Below are 23,206 nucleotides of genomic sequence, written 5' to 3'. Positions count from 1 at the left end.
TCAGGACCACCGTGTCCTACGTTCACGACCCCCGAGTTCAACGCTCGGCACTGTCGGAATAGTTGAGGCTTCAACTAGGTTGACGCGGGTACGACCGCCGGAACCGGGCGGTCACCGCCCGAGGAGGCAGTCATGCCCGCCGTCACCGCCGACACCCTGACCCTGCCCCGCCTGCCCGAGCTGCCCGAGGCCACGACGCCGTGGCGCGGGGTGCGGAAGGTCGTCCGGGCGCGCCGGTTCCTCGAAGGCGAGGGCTTCGGCGTCCGCCGCCCCTTCCCGGGCGTCGAACTGCCCGACGCGGACCCGTTCCTGCTCCTGGACCACATGGGCGCGGTCGAGTACGCGCCCGGTGAGGCGAAGGGCGCGCCCTGGCACCCGCACCGCGGCTTCGAGACCGTCACCTACATGATCGACGGCGTCTTCGAGCACCGGGACTCGACCGGCGGCGGTGGGGTGATCACCAACGGCGGCACGCAGTGGATGACCGCCGGCAGCGGTGTCCTGCACTCCGAGCTGCCGTCCCAGGAGCTGGTGGCCAAGGGCGGGCTGTTCCACGGCGTGCAGCTGTGGGTCAACCTGCCGAAGGCCGCCAAGTGGACCCCGCCCCGCTACCAGGACATCAACGCGGCCGACACCGTGCTGCTGTCCAGCGACGACGGCGGCGCGCTGGTCCGCGTGATCGCGGGCGACGTGGCGGGCCACCGGGGTCCCGGACGGACGCGCACGCCGATCACCTACCTGCACGCCACGCTCAGCCCGAACGCCCGCCTGACCCTGCCGTGGCCGCGCGACTTCACCGCGATGGTCTACGTGCTGTCCGGTCGCGGCACGGTCGGCGCGGACCACCGCCCGCTCGACGAAGGCCACCTGGCCGTCTTCGACGACGGCGCCGCGCTGACCATGCGGGCGGACACCACCTGGGACGTCCTGGTCCTGGGCGGACTGCCGCTGCGCGAGCCGGTCGCGCGCTACGGGCCGTTCGTGATGAACACGCGTGCCGAGATCCTGCAAGCCATCGAGGACTTCCAAGCCGGGCGACTGGGCGTGACCGACGTCCCGCACGTCACCTCGGCGGACGAGGAGCTGTCATGACCGACGTCCTGGAACTGCTGCGCAAGGGCCGCCTGTTCCGCGCCTCCGGCGACCCCAGCGGCGCCGCCCGCTACCTGGCGGAGGCCGCCGAGCACGCGCCGCGCGACCGGACCGTGCTGACCGAGCTGGCGCTGGCGCACTTCCAGTCCGCCGCGCTGGGCAAGGCCGAGGACGTCCTCACCGCCCTGGTCGACCTCGACCCGTCGGACGGCTACGCGCGCCTGCTGCTCGGCCGCACGCTCAGCAGGCAGAGCAGGCACGCCGAGGCGCTGCCCCAGCTGCGGCTGGCCGCGGCGCTGACGCGCGACCCCGAGGTCGAGGCCGAGGTGACCCGCGTCGAGGCGAGGGTCACCACAGACCGGGGGGCTCCTCCGCCTCTTCCTTGACCGCGTCCTCCCAGCGGTACGTGCGCAGGTCGACCTTGCCGTCGTCGGCCACCACGCCTTCTTCGCGCAGCAGTTGCAGCTGCCAGTCGGCGATGTGCGGCGCGCACGTGCCGTTGGCGCGCAACACCCGTTGCCACGGCAGGTCGTGCCCGTCCTGGTTGAGCACCTGCCCGACCATCCGGGGCGACGGGGCGCGGGCGATGTCGGCGACGTCCCCGTAGGTGGCGACCCGGCCGCGCGGGATCCTGCGCACGACCTCGCGGATCATCTCGTGCAGTTCTTCCTCCACCCGCACAGCTTCGCACGCGAGGTCGCGTCGATCACCCGCACCGCTTCGCACGCGAGGTCGCGTCGATCGTTCGCGCCTCATTTCCGGCGATCACGCTTTCCGATCGCCGGAAATGAGGCGCGAACGATCGACTTCCCGGCGACCTCGCCGCCGCCTGCGGAGCAGCGGCCGTTCAACACTGTCGGGGGCACGTGGTTGTATGCCCTCCGTGGTCAACCGCGCCCCTCTGCTGGTGCGCCGGGTTCGCGAGGAAGAGCCCCGGCGCGAGTGGGACGCGTCCGCACGCGCCGTGTTCGAGCACGTCGGCGGCCCGCTGAGGGTGCTCGGCGGGCCCGGCACCGGCAAGACGACCCTGCTGGCCGAGGTGGTCGCGCACCGCGTGCTGGAAGGCGGCGTGCACCCGGAGAACGTGCTGGTCCTCACCGCGAACCGCCGCGCGGCCGAGGCCATGCGCGCCCACATCACCCGCCTGCTCACCGGCGCCGGGGCCGACGGCGTGCTGCCGACCACGCAGGAACCGCTGGTCCGGACCGTGCACTCGTACGCGTTCGCCGTCCTGCGCGCCCAGGCCGTGCGGACCGGCGACCCGGCGCCCCGCCTGCTGTCCGGTCCCGAGCAGGACGCGGTGGTGCGCGAGCTGCTGGCCGGCGACGTCGCCATGGGCGCGTCGAAGTGGCCGGAACGGCTGCGGCCCGCGTTGGCGCTGCCCGGTTTCGCCGGCGAGCTGCGCGACCTGATGCTGCGCGCCACCGAACGCGGCCTCGCCCCCGAGGACCTGACCGAGCTCGGCCGCAAGCACGCGCGCGAGGAGTGGGTGGCGGCCGGCCTGTTCGCCACCCAGTACGAGCAGGTCAACCTGCTGTCCAGCAGCGGCCAGGGGCACGCGCCGTCGTTCGACGCGGCCGAACTGGTCGGCAGCGCGCTGCTGGCGTTCGAGACCGAGCCGGACGTGCTGGCCGGCGAGCGCGAACGCGTCCGCCACCTGCTGGTGGACGACGCCCAGCACCTCGACCCGCTGCAGCACGAGTTCATCCGCGTCCTCGGTGGGACGGCTCGGGAGTTCGTCCTGGCGGGCGACCCGGACCAGGCCGTGTTCACCTTCCGCGGCGCGGACCCGGCGGCGCTGACCGAGGCGGACGGGCCGGTCGTGGTGCTGCGGCACGGCCACCGGATGGCGCCGGAGGTCCGGGCCGCGGTCGGCAGGCTCGCCGCGCGGCTGCCGGGCGCGTCCCCGACGCGCGAGGTCACGCCGGTGGACGGCACGGGCAACGTGCAGGTGCGGCTGTTCGCCTCGGCCGCGCAGGAGGCGAGCTGGGTGGCCGACCAGCTGCGCCGGGCGCACCTGATCGACGAGGTGCCGTGGTCGCGGATGGCGGTGGTGGCGCGGTCGGCGGTCCGGTCGCTGCCGGTGCTGCAACGGGCGCTGCTGGCGGCGGGCGTGCCGGTGGCGGTGCAGCGCGACGAGCTGCCGCTGGCGCGACAACCCGCGGTGGTGCCGTTCCTGGCGTTGCTGCGCTGCGCCGCCGTGCCCGGGAGCCTGGACGAGGACACCGCGGCGATGCTGCTGTCCTCACCGCTGGGCGGCGCGGACCCGTTGGCGCTGCGGCGGTTGCGGCGCGGTCTGCGCCGGCTGGAGCTGGCCGCGGGCCGGGACCGGCCGAGCGGCGAGCTGCTGGTCGAGGTGATCGAGTCGGCCGACCGGCTGGCCGCGCTGGAGGACGCCGAGGCGCAGCCGGCGCGGCGGGTCGGCGGCCTGCTGCGCAAGGCGCGCAAGGGCATCGCGGACGGCCTGACCGTCGAGCAGGTGCTGTGGGAGCTGTGGCAGGCCACCGGCCTGGAGCTGCGGTGGGTGGCGCAGTCCGGGCGGCACGGCACCGTCGGCATGCAGGCCGACCGGGACCTGGACGCGATCGTGGCGCTGTTCGAGTCGGCGGCGAAGTACGTGGACCGGCTGCCCGGCTCGGGCGCCGAGGGCTTCGCGGACTACCTGGCGGCGCAGGAGATCGTCGGCGACACGCTGGCCGCGTCCGCGCCGATCGGCGAGGCGGTGTCGGTGCTGACCGCGCACGCCGCCGCCGGTCGCGAGTGGACGGTCGTGGCGGTGCCCGGCGTGCAGGAGGGCAGCTGGCCGGACCTGCGGCTGCGCGGGTCGCTGCTCGGCGTGGAGCGGATGGTCGACGTGGTGGCGGGCGTGTCGGCGGAGACGGTGTCCGCGGTCGCGCCGATCCTGGCCGAGGAACGGCGGCTGCTGCTGGTCGCGGCGAGCCGCGCGCAGCGGACGCTGCTGGTCAGCGCGGTGCGCGGCGAGGACGAGCAGCCGTCTCGGTTCCTGGACGAGATCGAGGAGCTGTCCACCGACGAGCCCGAGCGGCCGACGTTCACGCCCGAGCGCGGCCTGGTGCTGGCCGAGCTGGTCGGCGAGCTGCGCCGGGTGGTGTGCGCGGACGAGGAGCCGGCCGAACGGCGGGAGCGGGCGGCGGCGCAGCTGGCCCGGCTGGCGGCGGAGGGCGTGCCGGGCGCGCACCCCGACTCCTGGTACGGCCTGGCGGAGGTGACCACCGACGATCCACTGTGGACCGAGGAGCACACGGTCAGCGTGTCGCCGTCCACGGTGGAGGTGCTGGCGAAGTGCCCGCTGCGGTGGGTGGTCGAGCGGCACGGCGGGCAGGACCCGGCCGAGCTGGCGTCGATCACCGGCACCCTCGTGCACGCGCTGGCGCAGGCCGCCGCGAACGGCGCGGACGAGAAGGAGCTGCGGGTCCGGCTGGACGAGGCGTGGGCCGCGGTGGACGCGGGCGCGCCCTGGTTCTCCCGGCGCGAGCGGATCCGGGTGGAGCGGATGCTCGACACGTTCCTGGCGTGGCTGGCGTCCAGCCGCTCCCAGCTCACCCAGGTCGCGGTCGAGGAGGAGATCTCGGTCGAGGTGCCCAAGCGGGAGGGCGGGCCGTTCCTGCGGGTGCGCGGCCGGGTCGACCGGCTGGAGACCGACCGCGACGGCCGACCGGTCGTGGTGGACGTCAAGACCGGCAAGAGCCCGGTGAGCAAGGACAAGGCGCAGGAGCACCCGCAGCTCGCGATCTACCAGCTGGCGTCCGCGCTGGGCGGCTTCACGCACCTCGGCCTGGGCAGCGACCCGGGCGGCGCGCGGCTGCTGTACGTGGCCAAGGAGGACCGCAAGACCGGCGCCGTCGAACGGGAGCAGGCGCCGCTGGACGAGCAGGGCGTGCGGGTGTGGCTGGAGGCCGTGCAGCTGGCCGCCGGTTCCAGCGTCGGGCCGCGCTACCAGGCGGCGGAGAACGCGGACTGCGACCGCTGCCCGGCCCGCACCACCTGCCCGGTGCACTCCTCCGGCCGCCAGGTCAGCCAGTAGCCGCCGGCCCCGGCCGACCTGCGGATACGTCCTCGGTCTGCGGGTCGCCGAAGGTATCGGCGAGCGACCACGGAGAATGCCCGTGTGGTCCTGCCGAGCGGAGTCGAGCGCGCGGGCGAGCAGCCGGTGGCGCTCGCCGGCCCGTTCGAGGTCGCCGAAGCCCTGGGCCTGCCCAAACCCACCCCCGAACAGGCCGCGGTCGTCGCCGCGCCCACCGCGCCCGCGCTCGTCGTGGCCGGCGCCGGCGCCGGCAAGACCGAGACGATGGCCGCCCGCGTCGTCTACCTGGTCGCCAACGGCTTCGTCACCCCCGACCGCGTCCTGGGCCTGACGTTCACCCGCAAGGCCGCGCGCCAGCTGGCCGACCGGGTCCGGCTGCGGCTGCGCCGGCTCGGCGGCTCGCCGCTGCTGGACCGGCTCGACCCCAGCGGTGAGCGGCGGGCCGCCGTGCTCACCACCGAACCGGTGATCCTGACCTACCACGCCTACGCGGGCAGGCTCGTCGGCGAGCACGGCCTGCGGCTGCCGGTCGAACCCGGCGTGCGGCTGCTCACCGAGACCGCCGCGTGGCAGCTCGCGCACCGCGTGGTGTCGACGTGGAACGACGACCTGGACACCGACAAGGTGCCCGCCACCGTCACCGGCTACCTGCTCGCGCTGGCCGGGGAACTCGGCGAGCACCTGGTCGACCCGGTCGCGCTGTGGCGGCACGCCGAACGGCTGTGCGCGGCCATCGAGAACGCGCCGAAGACCGCGCGGCAGCGCGACGGCCTGCCCGAGTCGCTGAAGGCCGTGGTGTACGCCCAGCGCCTGCGCGTCAACCTGCTGCCGCTGCTGGAGGCGTACCAGGCGCGCAAGCGGCGGGAGGCGGCGATGGACTTCGCCGACCAGATGTCCCTGGCCGCACGGCTCGCGTCCGAGCACCCGGAGGTGGTGCGCGGCGAGCGCGAGCGCTACGGCGCCGTGCTGCTGGACGAGTACCAGGACACCGGTCACGCCCAGCGCGTGCTGCTGCGGTCGTTGTTCGGGCGGGGCGAGCCGATGCCGGTGACCTCGGTCGGCGACCCGGCGCAGGCGATCTACGGCTGGCGCGGCGCGTCCGCGGCCAACCTGCCCCGGTTCGTCCACGACTTCCCGCCCGCGCGCAAGTACGGCCTGCTCACCAGCTTCCGCAACCCGCCGGAGGTGCTGGCGCTGGCCAACGCCGTGTCCGCGCCGCTGCGCGCCATGGGCCTGGACGTGGACGAGCTGCGCGCCCGTCCCGGAGCCGGACCCGGCGACGTGCGGGTGGCGTTGTTCGGCGACGTGCGCGAGGAGCTGGACTGGCTGGCCGACACGGTGGCCGCGCAGTGGGAAGCGCACCTGGACTCCAGCGACGAGCCGCCGACCGCGGCGGTGCTGGTGCGCCGCCGCTCGGACATGGCGGACATCGCGGCGGCGCTGCGGCAGCGCGGCCTGCCGGTGGAGGTCGTCGGCCTGGGCGGGCTGCTCGACGAACCCGAGGTGCGCGACCTGACCAGCGCGTTGCGCGTCCTGGTCGACCCGCTGGCGGGCACCGCCGCCGCCCGGCTGCTCACCGGTTCCCGCTGGCGGGTCGCCGCCTACGACCTGGCCGCGCTGTGGACGCGGGCGCGTGACCTGGCGGGCGCGCCGAGCAGGCAGGCCGTGGTGGGCGACCCGCTGGCCGTGCTGGCCGACGCCCTGCCCGGCGAGCACTCCGAGCAGGCCGGTCTCGCGGACGCGCTGGACGACCCGGGCGACCCGAGCGCGTACTCCGCCGAGGGCTACCGGCGGATCCGGCGGCTGGGCGCGGAACTGGCGTCGTTGCGGCGACGGCTGGACCAGCCGCTGCCCGAGCTGGTCGCCGACGTGGAGCGCACGCTGCTGCTGGACATCGAGGCGATGGCCCGGCCGGGCGGCGTCGGCCGGGCGCACCTGGACGCGTTCGCCGACGTGGTCAACGACTTCGCCGCGGCCAGCCCGTCGGCCACCCTGCCCGCGCTGCTCGACTACCTCTACACCGCCGAGCAGGCCGAGGACGGGCTGGAGCCCGGCGAGGTCGAGGTGGCCGAGAACCGGGTGCAGGTGCTGACCATGCACTCGGCGAAGGGCCTGGAGTGGCACATCGTCGCCGTGCCGCACGTGGTCAAGGACGTGTTCCCGGGCCGGAAGAAGTCGTCCAGCTGGCTGCGCTCGGTGGCCGAGCTGCCCGCCGACCTGCGCGGCGACGCCGAGGACCTGCCCGTGCTGCGCATCGCGCCCGACGCCAACCGCAAGGAGGTCGAGGAGGCGCTGGTCCGGCACGAGGACGACTTCGACGCCCGCCGGCTGGTGGAGGAGCGCCGGCTGCTGTACGTCGCCCTGACCCGGTCCGAGCACAGCCTGCTGGTGTCGGGGCACTGGTGGGGCGAGACGGGGGACAAGCCCAAGGGCCCCTCGGCGTTCCTGACCGAGATCCGCGAGTCGGTGCTGGCCGCCGACCACCCGCCCGCCGACATCGCCCACTGGGCCGACCGACCGGCCGAGGACGACCCGAACCCCCTGGCCTCCCAGACGAAGACGGCCCAGTGGCCGGCCGACCCGCTCGGCAAGCGCCGCGCCGCCGTCGCCGAGGGCGCCGACCTGGTCCTGACCGCCCTCGACCACCTCGACCGCGAGTCGAACCCCCAGGACCCGCGTGTCGAACCTCCAGGACCCCCGAGTTCAACGCTCGACGACGACCCGGAGGGCTGGGCGCGGGACGTCGACGTGCTCCTGGCCGAACGGGCCGCCGCGGCCGACCGGCGGGAACGCGTCGTCCTGCCCGACCACCTCTCGGTCAGCCAGCTGGTCGAGCTGGCGGCCGACCCGGACCTGCTCGCCCGCAGGCTGCGCCGCCCGCTGCCGTTCCCGCCCAACCCGCTGGCCCGCCGCGGCACGGCGTTCCACACCTGGCTGGAGCAGCGGTTCGGCGCGAGCCGCCTGTTCGACCTGGACGACCTGCCCGGCGCGGCCGACGACGGCGCGGCGCCCGACACCGACCTCACCCGCCTCCAGGAGGCGTTCCTGGCCAGCGGCTGGGCCGACCGCGTCCCGCACGACGTCGAGGTGCCGTTCGAGGCGGAGGTCGACGGCCTGTCCGTGCGCGGCCGGATGGACGCCGTGTTCGCCGACGACGACGGCGGCTGGACCGTGGTCGACTGGAAGACCGGCGCGGTGCCCGAGCCCGACCGGCTGCCCGCGCTGTCCGTGCAGCTCGCCGCGTACCGGCTGGCGTGGGCGGCGCTGACCGGCACACCGGTCGACAAGGTGCGGGCGGCGTTCCACTACGTCCGCCAGGACCACACGCTGCGCCCCGCCGACCTGCTCGACGCCGACGGCCTGCGCGCGCTGATCCGCTCGATCCCGAGCTAGCTGCTCACCCGCGCGTTGGCGGGCACGTCCTTCACCACGCGCTCGTAGAGCACTTCCAGCAGCCACCGCCCGAACAGCGACGGCCCGAACTCCTTGGACCGGTCCTCCGGCGGCACCAGCAGCTCGGCGGCGCCCGCCTCGTCCACCGCGACCACGCCGATGCCGTAGTAGTCCAACTCCAGCAGCGGCCACGACTCCGCGCCCTGGGCCGCGGGCAGCACCACCGAGCAGGGCGCGAGCGTCATCAGCGTGCCGCACGACTGCAACGCGCGGTCCGCCGTGGACTCGCCCACCAGGACACCGATCAGCTCCACCGCGGGCACCGGCAACCGGTCGTGCGTGGCGGGCTCCAACCAGGACAGGAACCACGACGGGTCGGCCTGCGGCGGCCAACCGTTCGCACTGCGCCACTCGTGCACGTCGGCACGGACCCGCACGACGGCCGAAACCTGGTGGCCCAGCACGGCGACGTCGGGGACGACGATGCCGCGCCAACCCAGCGCCGACGCGGCATGGTGGAGGAGCGGTTGCACTCGGGCATCCTAGGACTGGTGGCGGTGTCGATGACAGACCCTCGGCCGCGCTGGGTGTCGAGCCCAGTGCGCAGGGTGATCAGGGAGTTGAGCGCCCCACGCGCAAGGCCCACAGGATCAGCGGGACCTGCAACGGCAGCCGGCCGTACGCGATCGCCCTCGCCTTGGGCGACTTCGAGCGGAGGTCGTAAGCCATTTTGATGTTGGCCGGGAACACCGCCGCGAAGAACCCGGCCGCCAACTTCCCGCCCAGACCGCGGGTGCGCGGCGCGGCGACCGCCGCGGCCAGCGCCAACTCGGCGACGCCCGACGCGTAGGTCCAGGTCCGGGGCTTGCCGGGCAGGGACCGGGGAACGATGGCGTCGTACGGCTTCGGCTTGGCGAAGTGCGTGACACCGGCGGCGCCCAGCAGCCCGGCCAGCGCGAACGCCGACCAGGAACGGGAACGAGTGGGTTCCATGGGACCACCCTGTCATGACCGCCACCGCACGGCGCTGCCAGGGTTATCCTCCCGCACCGTGAGCGGTGATCCCGAAGAACCCGAACATCCCGAGCGGACGGCCGTGGCCGCCCTCGCGGACGACTTCCTGAGCGGCCTGCGCGAGTGGCTGGCCATCCCGTCGATCAGCGCGGACCCGGCGCACCACGCCGACGTGGGCGCCTCGGCGCACTGGCTGGCCGAGGCGCTGCGCCGCGACGGCTGGCCCGACGTCCGCGTCTGGGACGAAGGACCCGCACTGCCCACCGTCTACGCCTGCTGGCCCGCCGCCGACCCGAACGCGCCGACGGTGCTGGTCTACGGCCACCACGACGTGCAGCCGGTCGACCCGGTCGAGCAGTGGCAGCGCCCGCCGTTCGAGGCGGAACTGGTCGGCGAGGAGCTGTTCGGCCGGGGCGCCAGCGACGACAAGGGCCAGGTCGCGATGCACCTGCTCGGTGTGAAGGCGCACCTCGCGGCGACCGGCGCCGAACGGCCCGAGGTGACGTTGAAGCTGCTCGTCGAGGGTGAGGAAGAGTCCGGCTCGCCGTACCTGACCCGACTCCTGGACGACCACCGCGACGACCTCTCGTGCGACCTGGTCGTGTTCACCGACACGCCGCTGTACGGGCGCGACGCGCCGACGGTGTGCACCGGTCAGCGCGGCGTGTACGGGGCCGAGGTGGTGTTCACCGGCGGCACGTCCGACGTGCACTCCGGACGCGCGGGCGGCAGCGTGCCGAACCCGGCGACCGCCATCGCCCGCCTCGTCGCGGCCCTGCACGACGCCGACGGGCGGGTGCGGCTGCGCGACTTCTACACCGACGTGACGGAGCCCACGGCGGCCGAGCGCGCCGACTACGCAGCGTTGCCGTTCGAGGAGTCGGTGTGGCTGGCGAACGCGGGCGGCGCCCAGGGACTGGCCGGTGAGCCCGGTTGGTCGACCCTCGAACGGGTCTGGGTGCGCCCCACCGCCGAGGTGAACGGCATCCAGGGCGGCTACACCGGACCCGGGCTGAAGACGATCGTGCCCGCTCAGGCGTCGGTGAAGCTGTCGTTCCGGCTCGTCCCCGACCAGCGGCCGGAGCGGGTCGCCGACGCGCTGCGCGAGTTCGTCGCCGCCCACACCCCGGCCGGTCTGCGCGCCGAGGTGATCGCGAGCGGGGACGGCGCGCCGCCCTACGCGGTGGACGTGTCCCACCCGGCCGTGGGCGCCGTGCGGGACGCGGTGCAGGCCGCGTTCGAGCAGCCCGTCAGGTTCAGCCGGACCGGTGGTTCGGGTCCGGCGGCGCTGCTGCACGGGTGGCTCGGCGTGCCGGTCGTGTACCTCGGGGCCACACTGCCGGATGATCGGATCCACGCGCCGAACGAGCGCGTCGTCGTGCCGCTGCTCCTGCGCGGAGCCGAGGCCGCCGCCCGGCTGTGGCGACTACTCCCCGAGAGGCTGTCATGATCCGCCGCACCACCGCGGGCGAGCCGCTGGCCAGCCGGCCGGGGCACTCGCTCGTCGGTGTGATCAGGATGCCGGACACGGTGCAGAGCCCCGTCCGGGCGATCCTCAAACGGGTCATCGGCGCGCTGACCGCGCTGATGGCGGCTGTGCTGATCGTGTTCATCGACCGCGACGGCTACCGCGACGTCAACGGCGACGGCCTGTCCTTCCTGGACGCCGTGTACTACGCGACGGTGTCGCTGTCGACCACCGGCTACGGTGACATCGCACCCGCCAGTTCCTCGGCCCGGCTGGTCAACGTCCTGGTTATCACCCCCCTGCGAGTGCTCTTCCTCATCGTCCTGGTCGGTACGACGCTCGAAGTGCTCACCGAGCGTTCACGGCAGGCGCTGCGCATCCAGAAGTGGAGGATCAAGGTGCGGGACCACGTGGTCGTCGTCGGGTACGGCACGAAGGGCCGCTCCGCCGTCAGCGCCCTGATGGGCGACGGGGTGGAGGCAGGCGCGATCGTCGTGGTCGACACGACCCAGGAGGCCCTGGACGCGGCGTCGGCCATCGGCCTGGTCACCGTGCACGGTTCGGGGACGAGCAACGACGTCCTGCGCGTCGCCGGCGTCCCCCGCGCCCGCGCGGTGGTCGTCGCCGCCAACCGCGACGACACCGCGGTCCTCGTCACCCTCACCGCGCGCGAGCTGGCCCCGAAGGCCCAGATCGTGGCGTCGGTGCGGGAACGCGAGAACGAACACCTCCTGCGCCAGTCCGGCGCCGACTCGGTGGTCGTCTCCAGCGAGACGGCGGGCCGGCTGCTCGGGATGGCCACCGCCACCCCGTCGGTGGTCAACATGGTGGAGGACCTGCTGACCCCGGACGCGGGCCTGGCGATCGCCGAACGCGACGTCGAACCCTCCGAGGTCGGCGGCTCGCCACGCCACCTGCCGGACATCGTGCTGGGCGTCGTCCGCGACGGCACCCTGTACCGGGTGGACGCCCCCGAAGCCGACGCCGTCGAGGCAGGCGACCGCCTCCTCTACGTCAAGAAGGTGACCCCACCAAGGGAATCCTGACCCGCTCGCGGGCTCACTCGACCACCGGAATCCACACCTCGAACGCGGCCCCGCCCCTCGCCGGCCACGTGCCCCCGCTCACCTCCTCTTCTTCGTCATCCTGACCGTCCGTTTCCACAACCCGCGCGTCACCTCCTTCGCCCGCACCCGTGCCCCGGGCACCGGTGTCGTACTCGGCCGAGGTGGCGAGGTGGGCAGACCTGGCTGCCTCGGACCTGGCCGTCTCGGACCGGACTGCCTCGGACCGAGCTGCCTCGGGCCCGATGCACGTCAGGTCCCCACCGTGTGCCCGGACCACACCGCGGGCGATGGGCAGGCCCAGCCCCGAGCCGCCGGAGCGCTGGTCGCGTGCCTCGTCCAGCCGCACCAACCGGTCGAAGATCCGCTCCCGGTCCTCCGGCGGCACGCCCGGCCCGTCATCGACCACCACCAGCCGCGCGCAGCTGCCCGCCCTCGACACGCGCAGCCGCACCCGACCCGTCGGACCGGTCGCCTGGCGGGCGTTGTCGGCGAGGTTCGCCAACACCTGCGCCAACCGCTGCGGGTCGCCCGAGACGAACGCCGACTCGCCCTCGGCGGCGATGTCGAAGTCCGGCGCCAGCAACTGCGTCCGCCCCACCTCGGCCTCGGCCAGCGCGAGCAGGTCCACCCGTTCCCAGTGCAGTTCGAGACCGGCCTCGATGCGCGCCAACGCCAACAGGTCGTCCACCAACCGCCCGGCCCGCCGCGACTCACGCACCAGCAGCAGGTTCAACCGCTCCCGCTCCTCGGCACTGGCCGTCTGCATCAGGGCTTCCGCGACCGCCTGCACACCCGCGATGGGTGTGCGCAGCTCGTGCGCCGCGTCCGCCACGAATCGCTTCGTCCGCTCCTCCGATCCCTCCAACGAGTCCAACATGTCGTCGAACGCGGCCGCCGTCCGACCGAGCTCGTTGTCCGCCCGCGACGGGTTGAGCCGGTACCCCCGGTCACCCCCGGCGATCGAACGGGCCAGCGTGGTCATCGCGTCCAGCGGCGCCAACGCCCGCCGCACCACCCACACCATCGCCCCGGCCGTCACCGCCAGCGCACCGATCCCGGCCAGCAGCAGCAACCGCCGCAACCGCGCCTGCGCCGCCGTGATGACCGACGCCTCGGCGTACACGGTGATCTCCGACCCGTCGACCAGCGGTCGGCTGACCTCGTTCGCCACCTCCTCTCCCGGCGCCTTCCCGAACGCCGACCCGTCCGGCATGACCAGCCGGACCTCCACACCCCGGCCCGACAGCCGCTCCACCAGCTCCGCGCCCTGCACCCGCTGCTTGACCAGCTGCTGCGCCACCCGCGCCTTCTCCAACAGCGCCGTGTCGACGTCCCGCCTGGACTGCGCTGCGAACAACGCGTCCACCGACAACACGACCCCGATCAGCACCACCCCGAGCACACCGATCGCCGAGAACGTGACCCGGCGGCGCAACGAGACGGTCCGCAGGCTCACGTCTCGTCCGCCCGGAGCACGTAACCGAGCCCTCGCACGGTGTGCAGCAGCCGCGGCCCGTGCTCCTCCAACTTCCGGCGCAGCGCACTGACGTGCACCTCGACCAGGTTCGGGTCGTAGTCCTCGTAACCCCACACCGCGGTGAGGATCTGGGTCTTGCCCACGACCCGCCCCCGCTGCGCGGCCAGGTACCGCAGCAGGCGCAGCTCGGTGGCGGTCAGCTCGACCTGCGCGTCGCCCCGGAGCACCACCGCCGAGTCGGCGTCCACCACCAGGTCGCCGATCTGCGCGGTCGACGGCGTGCGCCCCAGCCGCCGCAGCACCGCGCTCACCCTGGCCACCAGCTCGGCCAGCACGAACGGCTTCACCACGTAGTCGTCCGCGCCCCGGTCGAGCCCGCGCAGCCGATCGGACACCCCGTCCCGGGCGGTCAACATCACCACCCCGGCCCCGCTGGCCCGCCGGATCACCTCCAGCAGCGCGAAGCCGTCCCGGCCGGGCAGCATCACGTCGAGGACCACCAGGTCCGGGCGGAACCGGACCAGATCGCCCTCCAGGTCACGGCCGTCCGACCGGACCTGCACCTGGTAACCCGCATCCCGCAGGGCGGAACTCACGGCAGCGCCGATCGCCTCCGCGTCCTCGATCACCAGCACCCTGGCAGCAGTCGACACCCCCACATTCTCCGTCGCGTCGCCCGGCACGGCCCGGAACCGGTGAGCCGTGACGATCTTGATCACCTGACCGCCACCGACAACCCGGCGCCGCGCCGCCGCCGTGCTGCCATCGCTCCGCGAGCGGTGGACGTGACCTATCAACCGGACCCGGGCGTGGGCCGACCCCGGGCAGTGCGAGTGCACCCGGGCCGTGCGAACTCAGGGGGGCGTCGGCGCACGCTCCCGGCACGACGGCCACCGAAGCCGCGCCGAGCCGGGCTCGCGGACCCGCCCGGAACCTCTTCGCCGCGGTGGGCAGGCCCAGGGTCGGAGACCTCGACGCGCGCGGTGCGGCATCCGGCGGTGCGCCGGCGGTCGGACGGGTTCGGTGAGCTTGTTCTTGAGGTTCATGGAGTTAGTGTCGAACAGGAGTTCGAGGGTGGGCAAGATCACGATCGAGTGATGTTCGGCGTGGCGGAACACCCGGCCGCCCCCACGACAACCGACCGCCGGGTCTGCGACCATCCACGCTGTGGCGGTTCCGCGAAGCCCGGTCAGACGGGCGCTGGTGCTGCTGGTCGTGGGGCTGGCAGCCGTCGCGGCAGCGGTCGCGTTGTGGTGGCCCCGCACGTCGGCCGACGTCCAGCGGGTCGCCGCCACCGTCGTCGCACCGGCCTCCTGCGGCGGGGCCGACGCCTACGACCGGGTCGAACTCACGATCGGTGACCGAGTGCACACCGCGAAGCTCGACGGCTGCGGCCACCAGCCGGACGAGGTCGTCGATGTGGTCGTCCCAGCCGAGACCGACGGTGAGTTCACCGTGCAAGCGGCCGCCAGCGCACCCGTCGGCACGCCGTTCGGAACCAGGCTGGCGTTCCTGCTGGTGTGCCTGAGCGGACTGGCCGGCGGCCTCTACGCCTACCTGCTGATCAGGCGCTCTCAGGCCACGTCTGCCGCTGACGCCGTGTAGGTGTTGCACGCCGTCGTGACGCCCGTCGTGAACCCCTGGGACGCCCACTCGGCCTGATTGTCCGGGTTGCCGTGGGCGTTCTTCTCCGGCGGCTCCTCCATGGCGTACTGGAAGTCGCCCGCCGCCTCCTGCGCCAACCCGGTCCCGATCGACCCGGACGCCGCCGCCAGGAACATCCCGGCGAAGCAGTTCGCCTGCAGCTCGATCCGCCGCGACATCTCCAGCCCGGCCGGCGTCTGCTCGCCCGCGGCGACGATCTTGCTGTCCGCGGCGCGCAGCATCCCCGTCAACGCCTGCACGTGGTGCCCGTACTCGTGCGCCAACGTCGCCAGGTGCGACCCCGCGCGCTCGCCGCCGCCGTTGTCCCGCAACCGCCGCGTGGGCATGTAGATCGTCCTGTTGCGACCGCAGTAGTACGCGACCGCCTCGCTCTCCGCGGGCGCCGAGCCGCACGGCCCCTCGACCAGGTCCGGCGACGTGTCCAGCGCGGGCGGGTCGAACGGCAGGTTCGCCTGCTCCAGCACCGGCTTCCACGCCTGGTCCAGGCACAGCACCCCGGCCCGGTAGTACGCCGACAGCTCGCTGTCGGACACCCCGAACCCCGGCAGCGGGCACGCCACCGCGGGCAGCTGGACGGGCGTCGTGAGCAATGGGTGGTCGTCGAGCCGGTGCACCGCACGCGGCCTGGGGGCCTCGGTCTCGGCGGGCTGGGCGACCTGGACGCCGGGCGCGGCCATCGCGCGGCCGTTGATCCGGCGGGACGTTTCGAGCTGTGTGATACCGCCGAGGCCCAGCACGCACAGGACGATCAACGAGAACACGCCGATGAGGACGATCGGGTTGTTCTTGGGCTCCTCGGGCGTGTGCACGGTCCTCCAGTCGGGTCAGCTGACGTCCGCCGCGCTCGCGACCCAAGTGTTGCACGCGCTCGTCTCGTTGTTCTTGAAGCCGTGGTTGACCCACGCGGCGTTCCTCTCGGGCGCGCCGTGGTCCCGGTTGGGGTAGATCGGGTAGTCACCGCGGTTGCCCGCGTCCGTGAGGGCCACCGAGATGACGTCGGAGGGCACCGCGCCGTGCGACAGGGGCGCCAGCGTCATCCCGCCGAAGCAGGTGGCCTGCAGCTCCTTGCGCCGGTTCAGGTCGAGCCCTTCCGGGGTGTCCCAGCCGCCCTTGTCGTACTGGGCCTGGCCGGAGGCGCGCAGGATGCCGGACAGCCACTGGATGTGGTGGCCGTACTCGTGCGCGAGCTGGCCCAGGTACTTGCCGGGGTGGTTCGGGTTCGCCGAGCCCTGCTCGTTGGCGTAGTGGTTCGGCGTCCAGTAGATCGTGCCGTCGCAGTACATGGCGGTCCGGTCGGGACCCATGGAGCCGCACGTGTTGGTGATCTGGGACGTCACCATGACCAGCTCCACCGGCTGGTAGGGCAGGTTCGCGCGCTCGAACGACGGCTTCCACATCGCCTCGATGCACGGCAGCGCGGCGCGCAGGAACCGGTCCTGCCCGGCGGGCGAGTAGTCCATCGAGGGCAGGGCGCAGCCGTCGATGTCGAACGCGCCCAGGCCCGCCGCGTGGATCGGGTTGTCACCGAGCGTGAAGACGGCCTTGGGACCGGCCTTCGTCGAGGTGGTGGACGGGGACCGGCTGCTGCTCTCAGTGGTCGCCGTCGTCTCGGGGGCAGTGGTCGTGGTGGTGCGCTCCGGCGAGTACGTGCTGCTGGAGTAGCCCGCGTTGGCCGAGTCGTTCGCCGACTTCGAACCGCTGTTCGCGGCCACGATGCCGATCACGGTGACGCCGAGGACGAGGAAGCCGACGACGATCACCGCCACCAGCGGGCCCTTGTTCTTCTGCCGCGGCAGCGGCGGGTAGGGCATCGGCGGGGGACCCCAGCCGGGTGGCGGCCCGGGTGGCGGCCCCCAGTTGGCGGGCGGCGGCTGCGGCGGCGCCACCGGCGGCGGCATCACGGGGCGCTGCTGGGGCCACTGCGGCGGCGGACCGGCGGGCGGCTGCTGGGGGAACGGACCGGCGGGCGGCTGCTGAGGGGGCGCGGGCCACTGCTGCTGCGGTTGGGGACCGGTGGGCGGTTGCCGGGGCCACTGCTGGGTCGGGCGGGGCTGCTGGGGGTCGAGCGGGGCGGGCATCGGCGGCGGTCCGACCGGTCGTGGTGGCGGCCAGCCACCCGGCGGCGGTGGTTGCGTCATCGCTGGTGGTCCCCCATATCGCGGATGCCCGAATCAGCACAAGAGCTTAGGGGAACTCCGCTATCCTCCGCGGCCGTGTTAAAAAACTGGGGAGCCGCGCTGATCTGCGCGGTCGCGCTGTGCGCGGGGGCCGGCGCGGGGGCCGGCGCGGCGTCCGCGCAGCCGAGCAGCACGGCCGGGCTGCCCGGGACGGTCGGCGCCGACGTGCGGCTCAAGCTGGAGCGCGACGGCAGGCTGACCGTGATCGAGGCCGTCACCGTCCCCGAGGGCCGGACGGCCACCCGGGTCGTCCCGCTGCGCGTCCCGGCCGGCGCCGACCGGGACCGCGTGTTCCAGGTCGCCGACGCGTCCGTGGAGGGCGAGGGCACGGCTACAGCATCGGCCGACGAGCTGACGATCGCACTCCGGGCGGGCACCTCGACGGTCAGGTACTCGGTGCTCGGCGCCGTCGCGAAGATCGGCGACACCCTGGAGCTGGGCTGGCAGCCCGCGAGCGGCTGGGACACCGCGCTCGACTCGGTGAAGGTCTCGGTGATCACGCCGGACACGCCGAGGTCGGTGAGCTGCCTGGCGGGCGAGCCGGGCACGACCAAGCCGTGCACCAGCGCCGACCTGGGCGACGGCCGCGGCGTGCGGGCGACCGAGATCGGCCTGGCGGCCGGCGAGCGGGTCGACGTGGTGGTCGGGCTGCAGGAGGGCGCGGCGCCGGTGAACGCGGTGGTCGAGGAGTCGGCGGGGTTGGCGGCGGCGTTCGCGCTGACCCCCGCCACCGGCGCGGGCCTCGGCGGTCTCGTCGTGCTGCTGCTCGGTGGCGGGGTGATGCTGTGGTACCTGCGCGGTCGGGACGCGCGGGCGCTGGCCGGTGACGTCGCACCGGTGGACGTGCTGGTCGCCGACGGCTCCGGGCGGGTGGCGTTCGCCTCGCCGGACGGGGTGCTGCCCGGCCAGGTGGGGACCGTGGTGGACGAGCACGTGGACGTGGTCGACGTGACCGCGACCGTCGTGGACCTCGCCGTGCGCAACTACGTGTGGATCGAGGAGGTCGACGGGCACGACTGGCGGTTCGTGCGGCGCAACCCGGCCGACCCGTCGCTGTCCGGGTACGAGCGCGCGGTGTACGAGGCGCTGCTGCCCGACGGGGTGGACGCGGTGCTGCTCTCGGAGCTGCGCGGCAGGCGGATCGACCTGTCCCGGGTGCGCGACGAGCTGTACGCCGACGTGGTGGCGAAGAACTGGTTCGCCCGCAGGCCGGACGCCGAGCGCAGCCTCTGGTGGTGGGCGGGCGTCGGGGTGGCCGTGCTCGGCGCGGTGCTGACGGTGGTGTTGGCCCTGGTCGGCGCGGCGGCGTTGTTCGGGCTGGTGGTCGTGGTCGCCGGGGTGGCGCTGGCGGTGGGCGCGCGGACCATGCCCGCTCGGACCAAGCGCGGCAGTGCCTTGTTGGAGCACGTGCGCGGGTTGCGCGGGTACCTGCACACGGCGACGCCCCAGGACATCCCGGAATCCGACCTGGAGATGGTGTTCTCGCGGTCGCTGCCCTACGCGGTGGTGCTGGGCGAGGCGGAGCGGTGGCTGGAGGCGTTCGCGGGCGCGCGGCCGGGGCTGTACTGGTTCGGCGAGGCCGAGCAGGGCGGTGACCTGCGGCGGTTCGCGCAGCGGTTCCCGGCGTTCCTCGGCGCGCTGGACGGCGTGCTGGCGCAGGCCGGTCACCTGCGCTCGCTGCGGGGCTGACCTCCTTTCACCCGAACGTGATCTTGCCATCCCTCGAACACCGGTTCGACAATTGACCCATCCCGGAGCCGAGCCCCAGGGCAGGGGCGAAGTTTCCGGGCAGTAGGCCGAAGCCAACCCGGTGTCCACACGCGCCGGCTCCACCGGGTGGGCGGCCTGCTGAGACAGGTGGTGGTCCGGCCTGGGCGAGGCGTGTCCCCGTGGTCGGATCAAGCCCTCCCGCGCTGGTCGACCGGTCCCGGTCCGGTCGGTTCGCGCTGGGCTTAGCGGGGTGCTCCGACAGGCGGGCGACCATCGAGCCCGGTGGTGGTGTGAACCCGTAGGCTGCGTCCATGGCGCTACCCGAACTGCACAGGTTCACGCTCCCCAACGGTCTGCGGGTGGTGCTCGCACCCGACCGCAGCGCCCCGGTCGTCGGGGTGAGCGTGCACTACGACGTGGGCTTCCGCTCCGAGCCCGAGGGGCGGACGGGGTTCGCGCACCTCTTCGAACACCTCATGTTCCAGGGCAGCGAGAGCCTGGAGAAGCTGGCCCACTTCCGGCACGTGCAGTCCTCGGGCGGCACGTTCAACGGGTCCACGCACCCCGACTACACCGACTACTACGAGGTGCTGCCGTCGGCGGCACTGGAGCGGGCTCTGTTCCTCGAGGCGGACCGCATGCGGGCGCCGAAGATCACCGAGGAGAACCTGCGCAACCAGATCGACGTCGTGAAGGAGGAGATCCGACTCAACGTATTGAACCGACCGTACGGGGGGTTCCCGTGGATCCTCCTGCCGCCGGTCCTGTTCCAGACCTTCCCGAACGCGCACAACGGCTACGGCGACTTCACCGACCTGGAGAACGCCACCGTGGACGACTGCGCCGCGTTCTTCGACACCTACTACGCGCCGGGCAACGCCGTGCTGACGGTGGCGGGCGACTTCGACCCCGAGCGGGCGAAGGCGCTCGTCGAGGAGCACTTCGGTGACGTGCCCGCCCGACCGGTGCCGGTCCGGCCGTCGTTCGCCGAGGCCGCGCCCAAGGGCGAGCTGCGGTCCGAGCACATCGACAAGCACGCGCCGATGCCCGCCATCGCCGTGGGCTACCGCATCCCGGACCCGGTCAACGAGGTGGAGGGCTACCTCGCCTACCTGGTCCTGGCCGGTGTGCTGACCGACGGTGACGGGTCGCGGCTGCAGCAGCGGCTGGTGCACCGCGACGCGATCGTGGTGGACGTCGGCGCGGGGTGTGGTCTGTTCGGGCCGTTGGAGGCGCGCGACCCCGACACGTTCAGCATCACCGCGATCCACCCGCCGGAGGTCACCTCCGAGCAGGTGCTCGCGGCGGTGGACGAGGAGCTGCTGCGACTGGCCGAGGAGGGACCGACGGAGCAGGAGCTGGCGAAGGTCACCGCCCGCTGGGTGTCGACCATGCACCGCGAGCACGACCGGCTCACCAGCCGGACGCTGGGCCTCGGGTCGGCCGAGCTGCTGTTCGGGCGTGCCGAGCTGCTGTACGAGCTGCCGGACAAGCTGGCCGGCATCACCACCGACGCGGTCGCCGCGGCGGCCAAGGCGCTGCGGTCGGACTCGCGCGCCGTCCTGACCCTCAAGCCCGCCAGTGGAGGTAACGAGTGAGCGCCCCGACCAAGCACCGCAGCGCCGACGAGATCGGCCGTACGGAGCTAGGGCCTCGCCCGTTCCCGGAGCTGGGCGAGCAGCGGGCGGCGGCGGACCTGGACACCGTCGACACGACGCTGGCCAACGGTCTGCGGGTGCTCGCGGTGCGCCGGTCGTCGGTGCCGCTGGTCGAGGTCCGGCTGCGGATCCCGTTCGGCGACCCGGCGTCCACCAGCGTCGGCTCGACGCACGCGGCGCGGGCCGAGGTGCTGGCGAGCACGGTCCTCACCGGCACCGCGACCCGGAGCCGGGTGGACGTCGACACCGAGCTGGCGCTCGTCGGCGGCGAGCTGGACGCGGTGGTCGACCCGGAGCGGCTGGCGTTCTCCGGCAACGCGCTGGTGTCCGGCTTCGGCACGGTGCTGGACGTGCTGCGGGACGTGCTGACCGGCGCGACCTACCCGGCCGAGGAGGTCGAGCGGGAGCGCGCGCGGCTGGTGGAGCGGATCAGGCTGGCGCGGTCGCAGCCGAACGTGATCGCGCGGGAGGCGCTGCAGCGCCACCTGTACGGCGACCACCCGTTCGCCAAGGAGATGCCCGAGGCCGAAGAGGTCGCGGCCGTGACGCGGGACGACGTGCTCGCGCTGCACGCGTCGGCGGTGCTGCCGCGCGGGTCGGTGCTGGTCGTCGTCGGCGACGTCGCGCCGGACGCGGCGGTGCGCGCGGTCGAGGAGGCGTTGGGCGGCTGGACCGGCGAGGGCACCGCGGTGGCGCTGTCGCCGCTGTCCCCGGTGCAGGGCGGCGACGTGCTGCTGGTGCACCGGCCTGGCGCCGTGCAGTCGCAGATCCGGCTCGCCGCGCGCGGGGTGGCGCGGACCGACGAGCGGTACCCGGCGCTGCAGCTGGCGAACCTGGTGTACGGCGGGTTCTTCTCCTCCCGGCTGGTGGAGAACATCCGCGAGGACAAGGGCTACACCTACAGCGCGCGGTCGCACCCGGAGTTCACGCCGGGCGGGGCGACGCTGCTGGTGGACGCCGACACGGCCAGCGAGGTGACCGCGGCGGCGCTGCTGGAGACCCGGTACGAGCTGGGTCGGCTCGGCCTGGTGCCGCCGACGGAGTCCGAGGTGGACACCGCCCGCCGGTACGCGATCGGGTCGCTGCTGACCGCGACGTCGTCGCAGGGCGGGCTGGCGTCGTTCCTGGTGAACCTCGCCGGTCTGGGCCTGGACGTCGAGTGGTTCACCGGGCACCCCGAGCGGCTGGCGGCGGTCACCGTCGAGCAGGTCGCCGAGGTGGCGCTGGAGTTCTTCGCGCCGACCGCGTTCACCGGCGTGCTGGTGGGCGACGAGGAACTGCTGGCGCCGCAGCTGCGGGCGTTGGGCGGTGTGACCCTGCCGTGAGCTTCGAGCTGGTGGAGCTGCCGGCCCTGTCGCGGTTCACCGTGGACCGGCGGGAGCCGTTGCGCGGTGACGCGCAGCGCCTCGCGCAGTCGTGGCCGAAGGCGCGCGTCCTCACCGTGGACGTGCACGGCCGCGCATTGGTGGTCGACCGGGCTTCGCGCCTGGTCGACCACCCGGCCACCGACTTCGGCGACGGTCCGCCGGACACCGCCGTGCTGCTGGGCGAGCAGGACGGCGTCGCGTACTGGGCGGTGCCGCTGGCCGAGGACGAGACCGACGTCAGCGCGCCGACCGGTCGGTCGTGGGTGCGGCCGGAGCTGACCGACGAGCCGCAGTGGCTCGACCTGCGGGCGTGCGGCGCGACGCTGGACGACACCGGCGCGGGCCTGTTCACGTCGGCGGTCGCGTTGTTCCACTGGCACCGCTCGGCGAAGTTCTGCGCGGTGTGCGGCGGGCCGACGGAGTCGATCAAGTCCGGGTGGGCGCGGGTCTGCGAGCGGTGCGGGCACGAGGAGTACCCGCGCACCGACGCGGCCGTGATCTGCCTGGTGCACGACGGCGCGGACCGGGTGCTGCTGGCGCGCGGCGCGGGTTGGCCCGAGGGGCGGTACTCGGTGCTGGCCGGGTTCGTCGAGGCGGGCGAGTCGCTGGAGGCGTGCGTGGCGCGGGAGGTCGAGGAGGAGGTCGGCGTCGAGGTGCGCGGCATCCGCTACCTCGGCAGCCAGCCGTGGCCGTTCCCGCGGTCGCTGATGGTGGGGTTCGAGGCGGTCGCCGACCCGACCGAGCCACTGCGGCTCGCGGACGACGAGATCGCGCAGGCCAAGTGGGTCGACCGGGCCGACGTGCGGCGGGCGTTGGCCGAGCCGGGCAGCGTGCCGGACCTGCTGCTCGCGCCGGGCGCGTCCATCGCCTACCGGATGATCCAGTCGTGGGTGGCGGCAGGCTGATCCGGAGGCCGCCGTCCGGCAGTGGGCGGTGGTGACGGATCGGGCGGCATCGGCAGAGTGACGGGCGCCGTCCCGCAAGCCCCGTGACGTCCAGTCGCCGGACTTGTCGGCGATGAACGCCGCCGGTCCGAGGACCGTCCACCGAGGACCGGCGGCGACCAGGTGTTC

Annotated in this window: 18 protein-coding genes; 11 read left to right on the top strand and 7 right to left on the bottom strand. The window is 73.8% G+C overall.

All coding sequences use genetic code 11. The features are described from left to right. Positions 1–132: 132 nt before the first annotated feature. Both AB0F89_RS02480 and AB0F89_RS02475 read left to right on the top strand, forming a co-directional pair. Positions 133–1,092, top strand: coding sequence for a pirin family protein (locus AB0F89_RS02480; RefSeq protein ID WP_367132113.1), 960 nt, complete (start codon positions 133–135; stop codon positions 1,090–1,092). Further along, on the top strand, positions 1,089–1,478 hold the full coding sequence (locus tag AB0F89_RS02475; RefSeq protein WP_367132111.1) for a tetratricopeptide repeat protein: 390 nt from the start codon (positions 1,089–1,091) through the stop codon (positions 1,476–1,478). Before AB0F89_RS02480 ends, AB0F89_RS02475 begins: the two co-directional genes overlap by 4 nt. Here the strand turns inward: AB0F89_RS02475 and AB0F89_RS02470 are convergent. Then, entirely contained in the window at positions 1,441–1,767 is a 327-nt protein-coding gene (locus AB0F89_RS02470) for an MGMT family protein (protein ID WP_367132109.1), read from the bottom strand. The two genes, AB0F89_RS02475 and AB0F89_RS02470, sit on opposite strands and share 38 nt — an antisense overlap. A 199-nt stretch (positions 1,768–1,966) precedes the next feature. On the opposite strand from AB0F89_RS02470, the gene AB0F89_RS02465 reads away from it, so the two are divergent. Next, positions 1,967–5,137, top strand: a complete 3,171-nt coding sequence (locus AB0F89_RS02465) for an ATP-dependent helicase (protein WP_367132107.1) — start codon at positions 1,967–1,969, stop codon at positions 5,135–5,137. 90 nt (positions 5,138–5,227) lie between these two features. Next, entirely contained in the window at positions 5,228–8,530 is a 3,303-nt protein-coding gene (locus AB0F89_RS02460; protein ID WP_367138662.1) for a UvrD-helicase domain-containing protein, read from the top strand. Here AB0F89_RS02460 and AB0F89_RS02455 read toward each other — a convergent pair. Next, positions 8,527–9,063 (bottom strand): hypothetical protein, encoded by a 537-nt coding sequence (locus AB0F89_RS02455; RefSeq protein WP_367132105.1) that lies wholly within the window; start codon positions 9,061–9,063, stop codon positions 8,527–8,529. The two genes, AB0F89_RS02460 and AB0F89_RS02455, sit on opposite strands and share 4 nt — an antisense overlap. A gap of 79 nt (positions 9,064–9,142) precedes the next feature. Continuing rightward, the gene (locus tag AB0F89_RS02450; RefSeq protein ID WP_367132103.1) at positions 9,143–9,523 is read right to left on the bottom strand and encodes a hypothetical protein; all 381 of its coding nucleotides are present in this window, start codon (positions 9,521–9,523) and stop codon (positions 9,143–9,145) included. Between the two features lie 58 nt (positions 9,524–9,581). Between AB0F89_RS02450 and AB0F89_RS02445 the strand changes: the two genes are divergently transcribed. After that, on the top strand, positions 9,582–10,994 hold the full coding sequence (locus tag AB0F89_RS02445) for a M20/M25/M40 family metallo-hydrolase (RefSeq protein WP_367132101.1): 1,413 nt from the start codon (positions 9,582–9,584) through the stop codon (positions 10,992–10,994). After that, positions 10,991–12,058, top strand: a complete 1,068-nt coding sequence (locus AB0F89_RS02440; RefSeq protein ID WP_367132099.1) for a TrkA family potassium uptake protein — start codon at positions 10,991–10,993, stop codon at positions 12,056–12,058. Before AB0F89_RS02445 ends, AB0F89_RS02440 begins: the two co-directional genes overlap by 4 nt. 13 nt (positions 12,059–12,071) lie before the next feature. Here the strand turns inward: AB0F89_RS02440 and AB0F89_RS02435 are convergent, their stop codons facing one another. Beyond that, entirely contained in the window at positions 12,072–13,535 is a 1,464-nt protein-coding gene (locus AB0F89_RS02435; protein WP_367132097.1) for a sensor histidine kinase, read from the bottom strand. Next, positions 13,532–14,215, bottom strand: a complete 684-nt coding sequence (locus tag AB0F89_RS02430; protein ID WP_367138660.1) for a response regulator transcription factor — start codon at positions 14,213–14,215, stop codon at positions 13,532–13,534. The genes AB0F89_RS02435 and AB0F89_RS02430 overlap by 4 nt, the downstream gene beginning before the upstream one ends. A 508-nt stretch (positions 14,216–14,723) precedes the next feature. Between AB0F89_RS02430 and AB0F89_RS02425 the strand changes: the two genes are divergently transcribed. Then, positions 14,724–15,161 (top strand): hypothetical protein, encoded by a 438-nt coding sequence (locus AB0F89_RS02425; protein WP_367132095.1) that lies wholly within the window; start codon positions 14,724–14,726, stop codon positions 15,159–15,161. Here the strand turns inward: AB0F89_RS02425 and AB0F89_RS02420 are convergent. Next, on the bottom strand, positions 15,131–16,030 hold the full coding sequence (locus tag AB0F89_RS02420) for a neutral zinc metallopeptidase (protein WP_367132094.1): 900 nt from the start codon (positions 16,028–16,030) through the stop codon (positions 15,131–15,133). The genes AB0F89_RS02425 and AB0F89_RS02420 overlap by 31 nt on opposite strands. A 15-nt stretch (positions 16,031–16,045) precedes the next feature. Further along, the gene (locus tag AB0F89_RS02415) at positions 16,046–17,359 is read right to left on the bottom strand and encodes a neutral zinc metallopeptidase (protein WP_367132092.1); all 1,314 of its coding nucleotides are present in this window, start codon (positions 17,357–17,359) and stop codon (positions 16,046–16,048) included. Positions 17,360–17,434: 75 nt separating this feature from the next. Between AB0F89_RS02415 and AB0F89_RS02410 the strand changes: the two genes are divergently transcribed. From AB0F89_RS02410 to nudC, 4 genes are all read left to right on the top strand, one after another. Beyond that, positions 17,435–19,087, top strand: coding sequence for a DUF2207 domain-containing protein (locus AB0F89_RS02410; RefSeq protein WP_367132090.1), 1,653 nt, complete (start codon positions 17,435–17,437; stop codon positions 19,085–19,087). Between the two features lie 332 nt (positions 19,088–19,419). Further along, a complete protein-coding gene (locus tag AB0F89_RS02405) occupies positions 19,420–20,706 on the top strand; it encodes a M16 family metallopeptidase (protein WP_367132089.1) in 1,287 nt (428 codons plus the stop codon). Then, positions 20,703–22,091 (top strand): M16 family metallopeptidase, encoded by a 1,389-nt coding sequence (locus tag AB0F89_RS02400; protein ID WP_367132087.1) that lies wholly within the window; start codon positions 20,703–20,705, stop codon positions 22,089–22,091. The genes AB0F89_RS02405 and AB0F89_RS02400 overlap by 4 nt, the downstream gene beginning before the upstream one ends. Further along, complete coding sequence (gene nudC, locus AB0F89_RS02395) at positions 22,088–23,038, top strand: NAD(+) diphosphatase (RefSeq protein ID WP_367132085.1); 951 nt, start codon at positions 22,088–22,090, stop codon at positions 23,036–23,038. Before AB0F89_RS02400 ends, nudC begins: the two co-directional genes overlap by 4 nt. The last annotated feature ends 168 nt before the right edge of the window (positions 23,039–23,206 follow it).

The sequence above is a fragment of the Saccharothrix sp. HUAS TT1 genome (assembly GCF_040744945.1).
Classification (GTDB): domain Bacteria; phylum Actinomycetota; class Actinomycetes; order Mycobacteriales; family Pseudonocardiaceae; genus Actinosynnema.
The sequence above is the reverse complement of the archived record's forward strand: the minus strand, read 5'-3'. Positions and strand labels throughout refer to the sequence as shown.

What these genes read in the sequence shown, in the direction of transcription:
- AB0F89_RS02480 (WP_367132113.1), top strand. Translation starts at nt 133, where the DNA reads ATGCCCGCCGTCACCGCCGACACCCTGACCCTGCCCCGCCTGCCCGAG.
- AB0F89_RS02475 (WP_367132111.1), top strand. Translation starts at nt 1,089, where the DNA reads ATGACCGACGTCCTGGAACTGCTGCGCAAGGGCCGCCTGTTCCGCGCC.
- AB0F89_RS02465 (WP_367132107.1), top strand. Translation starts at nt 1,967, where the DNA reads ATGCCCTCCGTGGTCAACCGCGCCCCTCTGCTGGTGCGCCGGGTTCGC.
- AB0F89_RS02450 (WP_367132103.1), bottom strand. Translation starts at nt 9,523, where the DNA reads ATGGAACCCACTCGTTCCCGTTCCTGGTCGGCGTTCGCGCTGGCCGGG.
- AB0F89_RS02440 (WP_367132099.1), top strand. Translation starts at nt 10,991, where the DNA reads ATGATCCGCCGCACCACCGCGGGCGAGCCGCTGGCCAGCCGGCCGGGG.
- AB0F89_RS02415 (WP_367132092.1), bottom strand. Translation starts at nt 17,359, where the DNA reads ATGACGCAACCACCGCCGCCGGGTGGCTGGCCGCCACCACGACCGGTC.
- AB0F89_RS02405 (WP_367132089.1), top strand. Translation starts at nt 19,420, where the DNA reads ATGGCGCTACCCGAACTGCACAGGTTCACGCTCCCCAACGGTCTGCGG.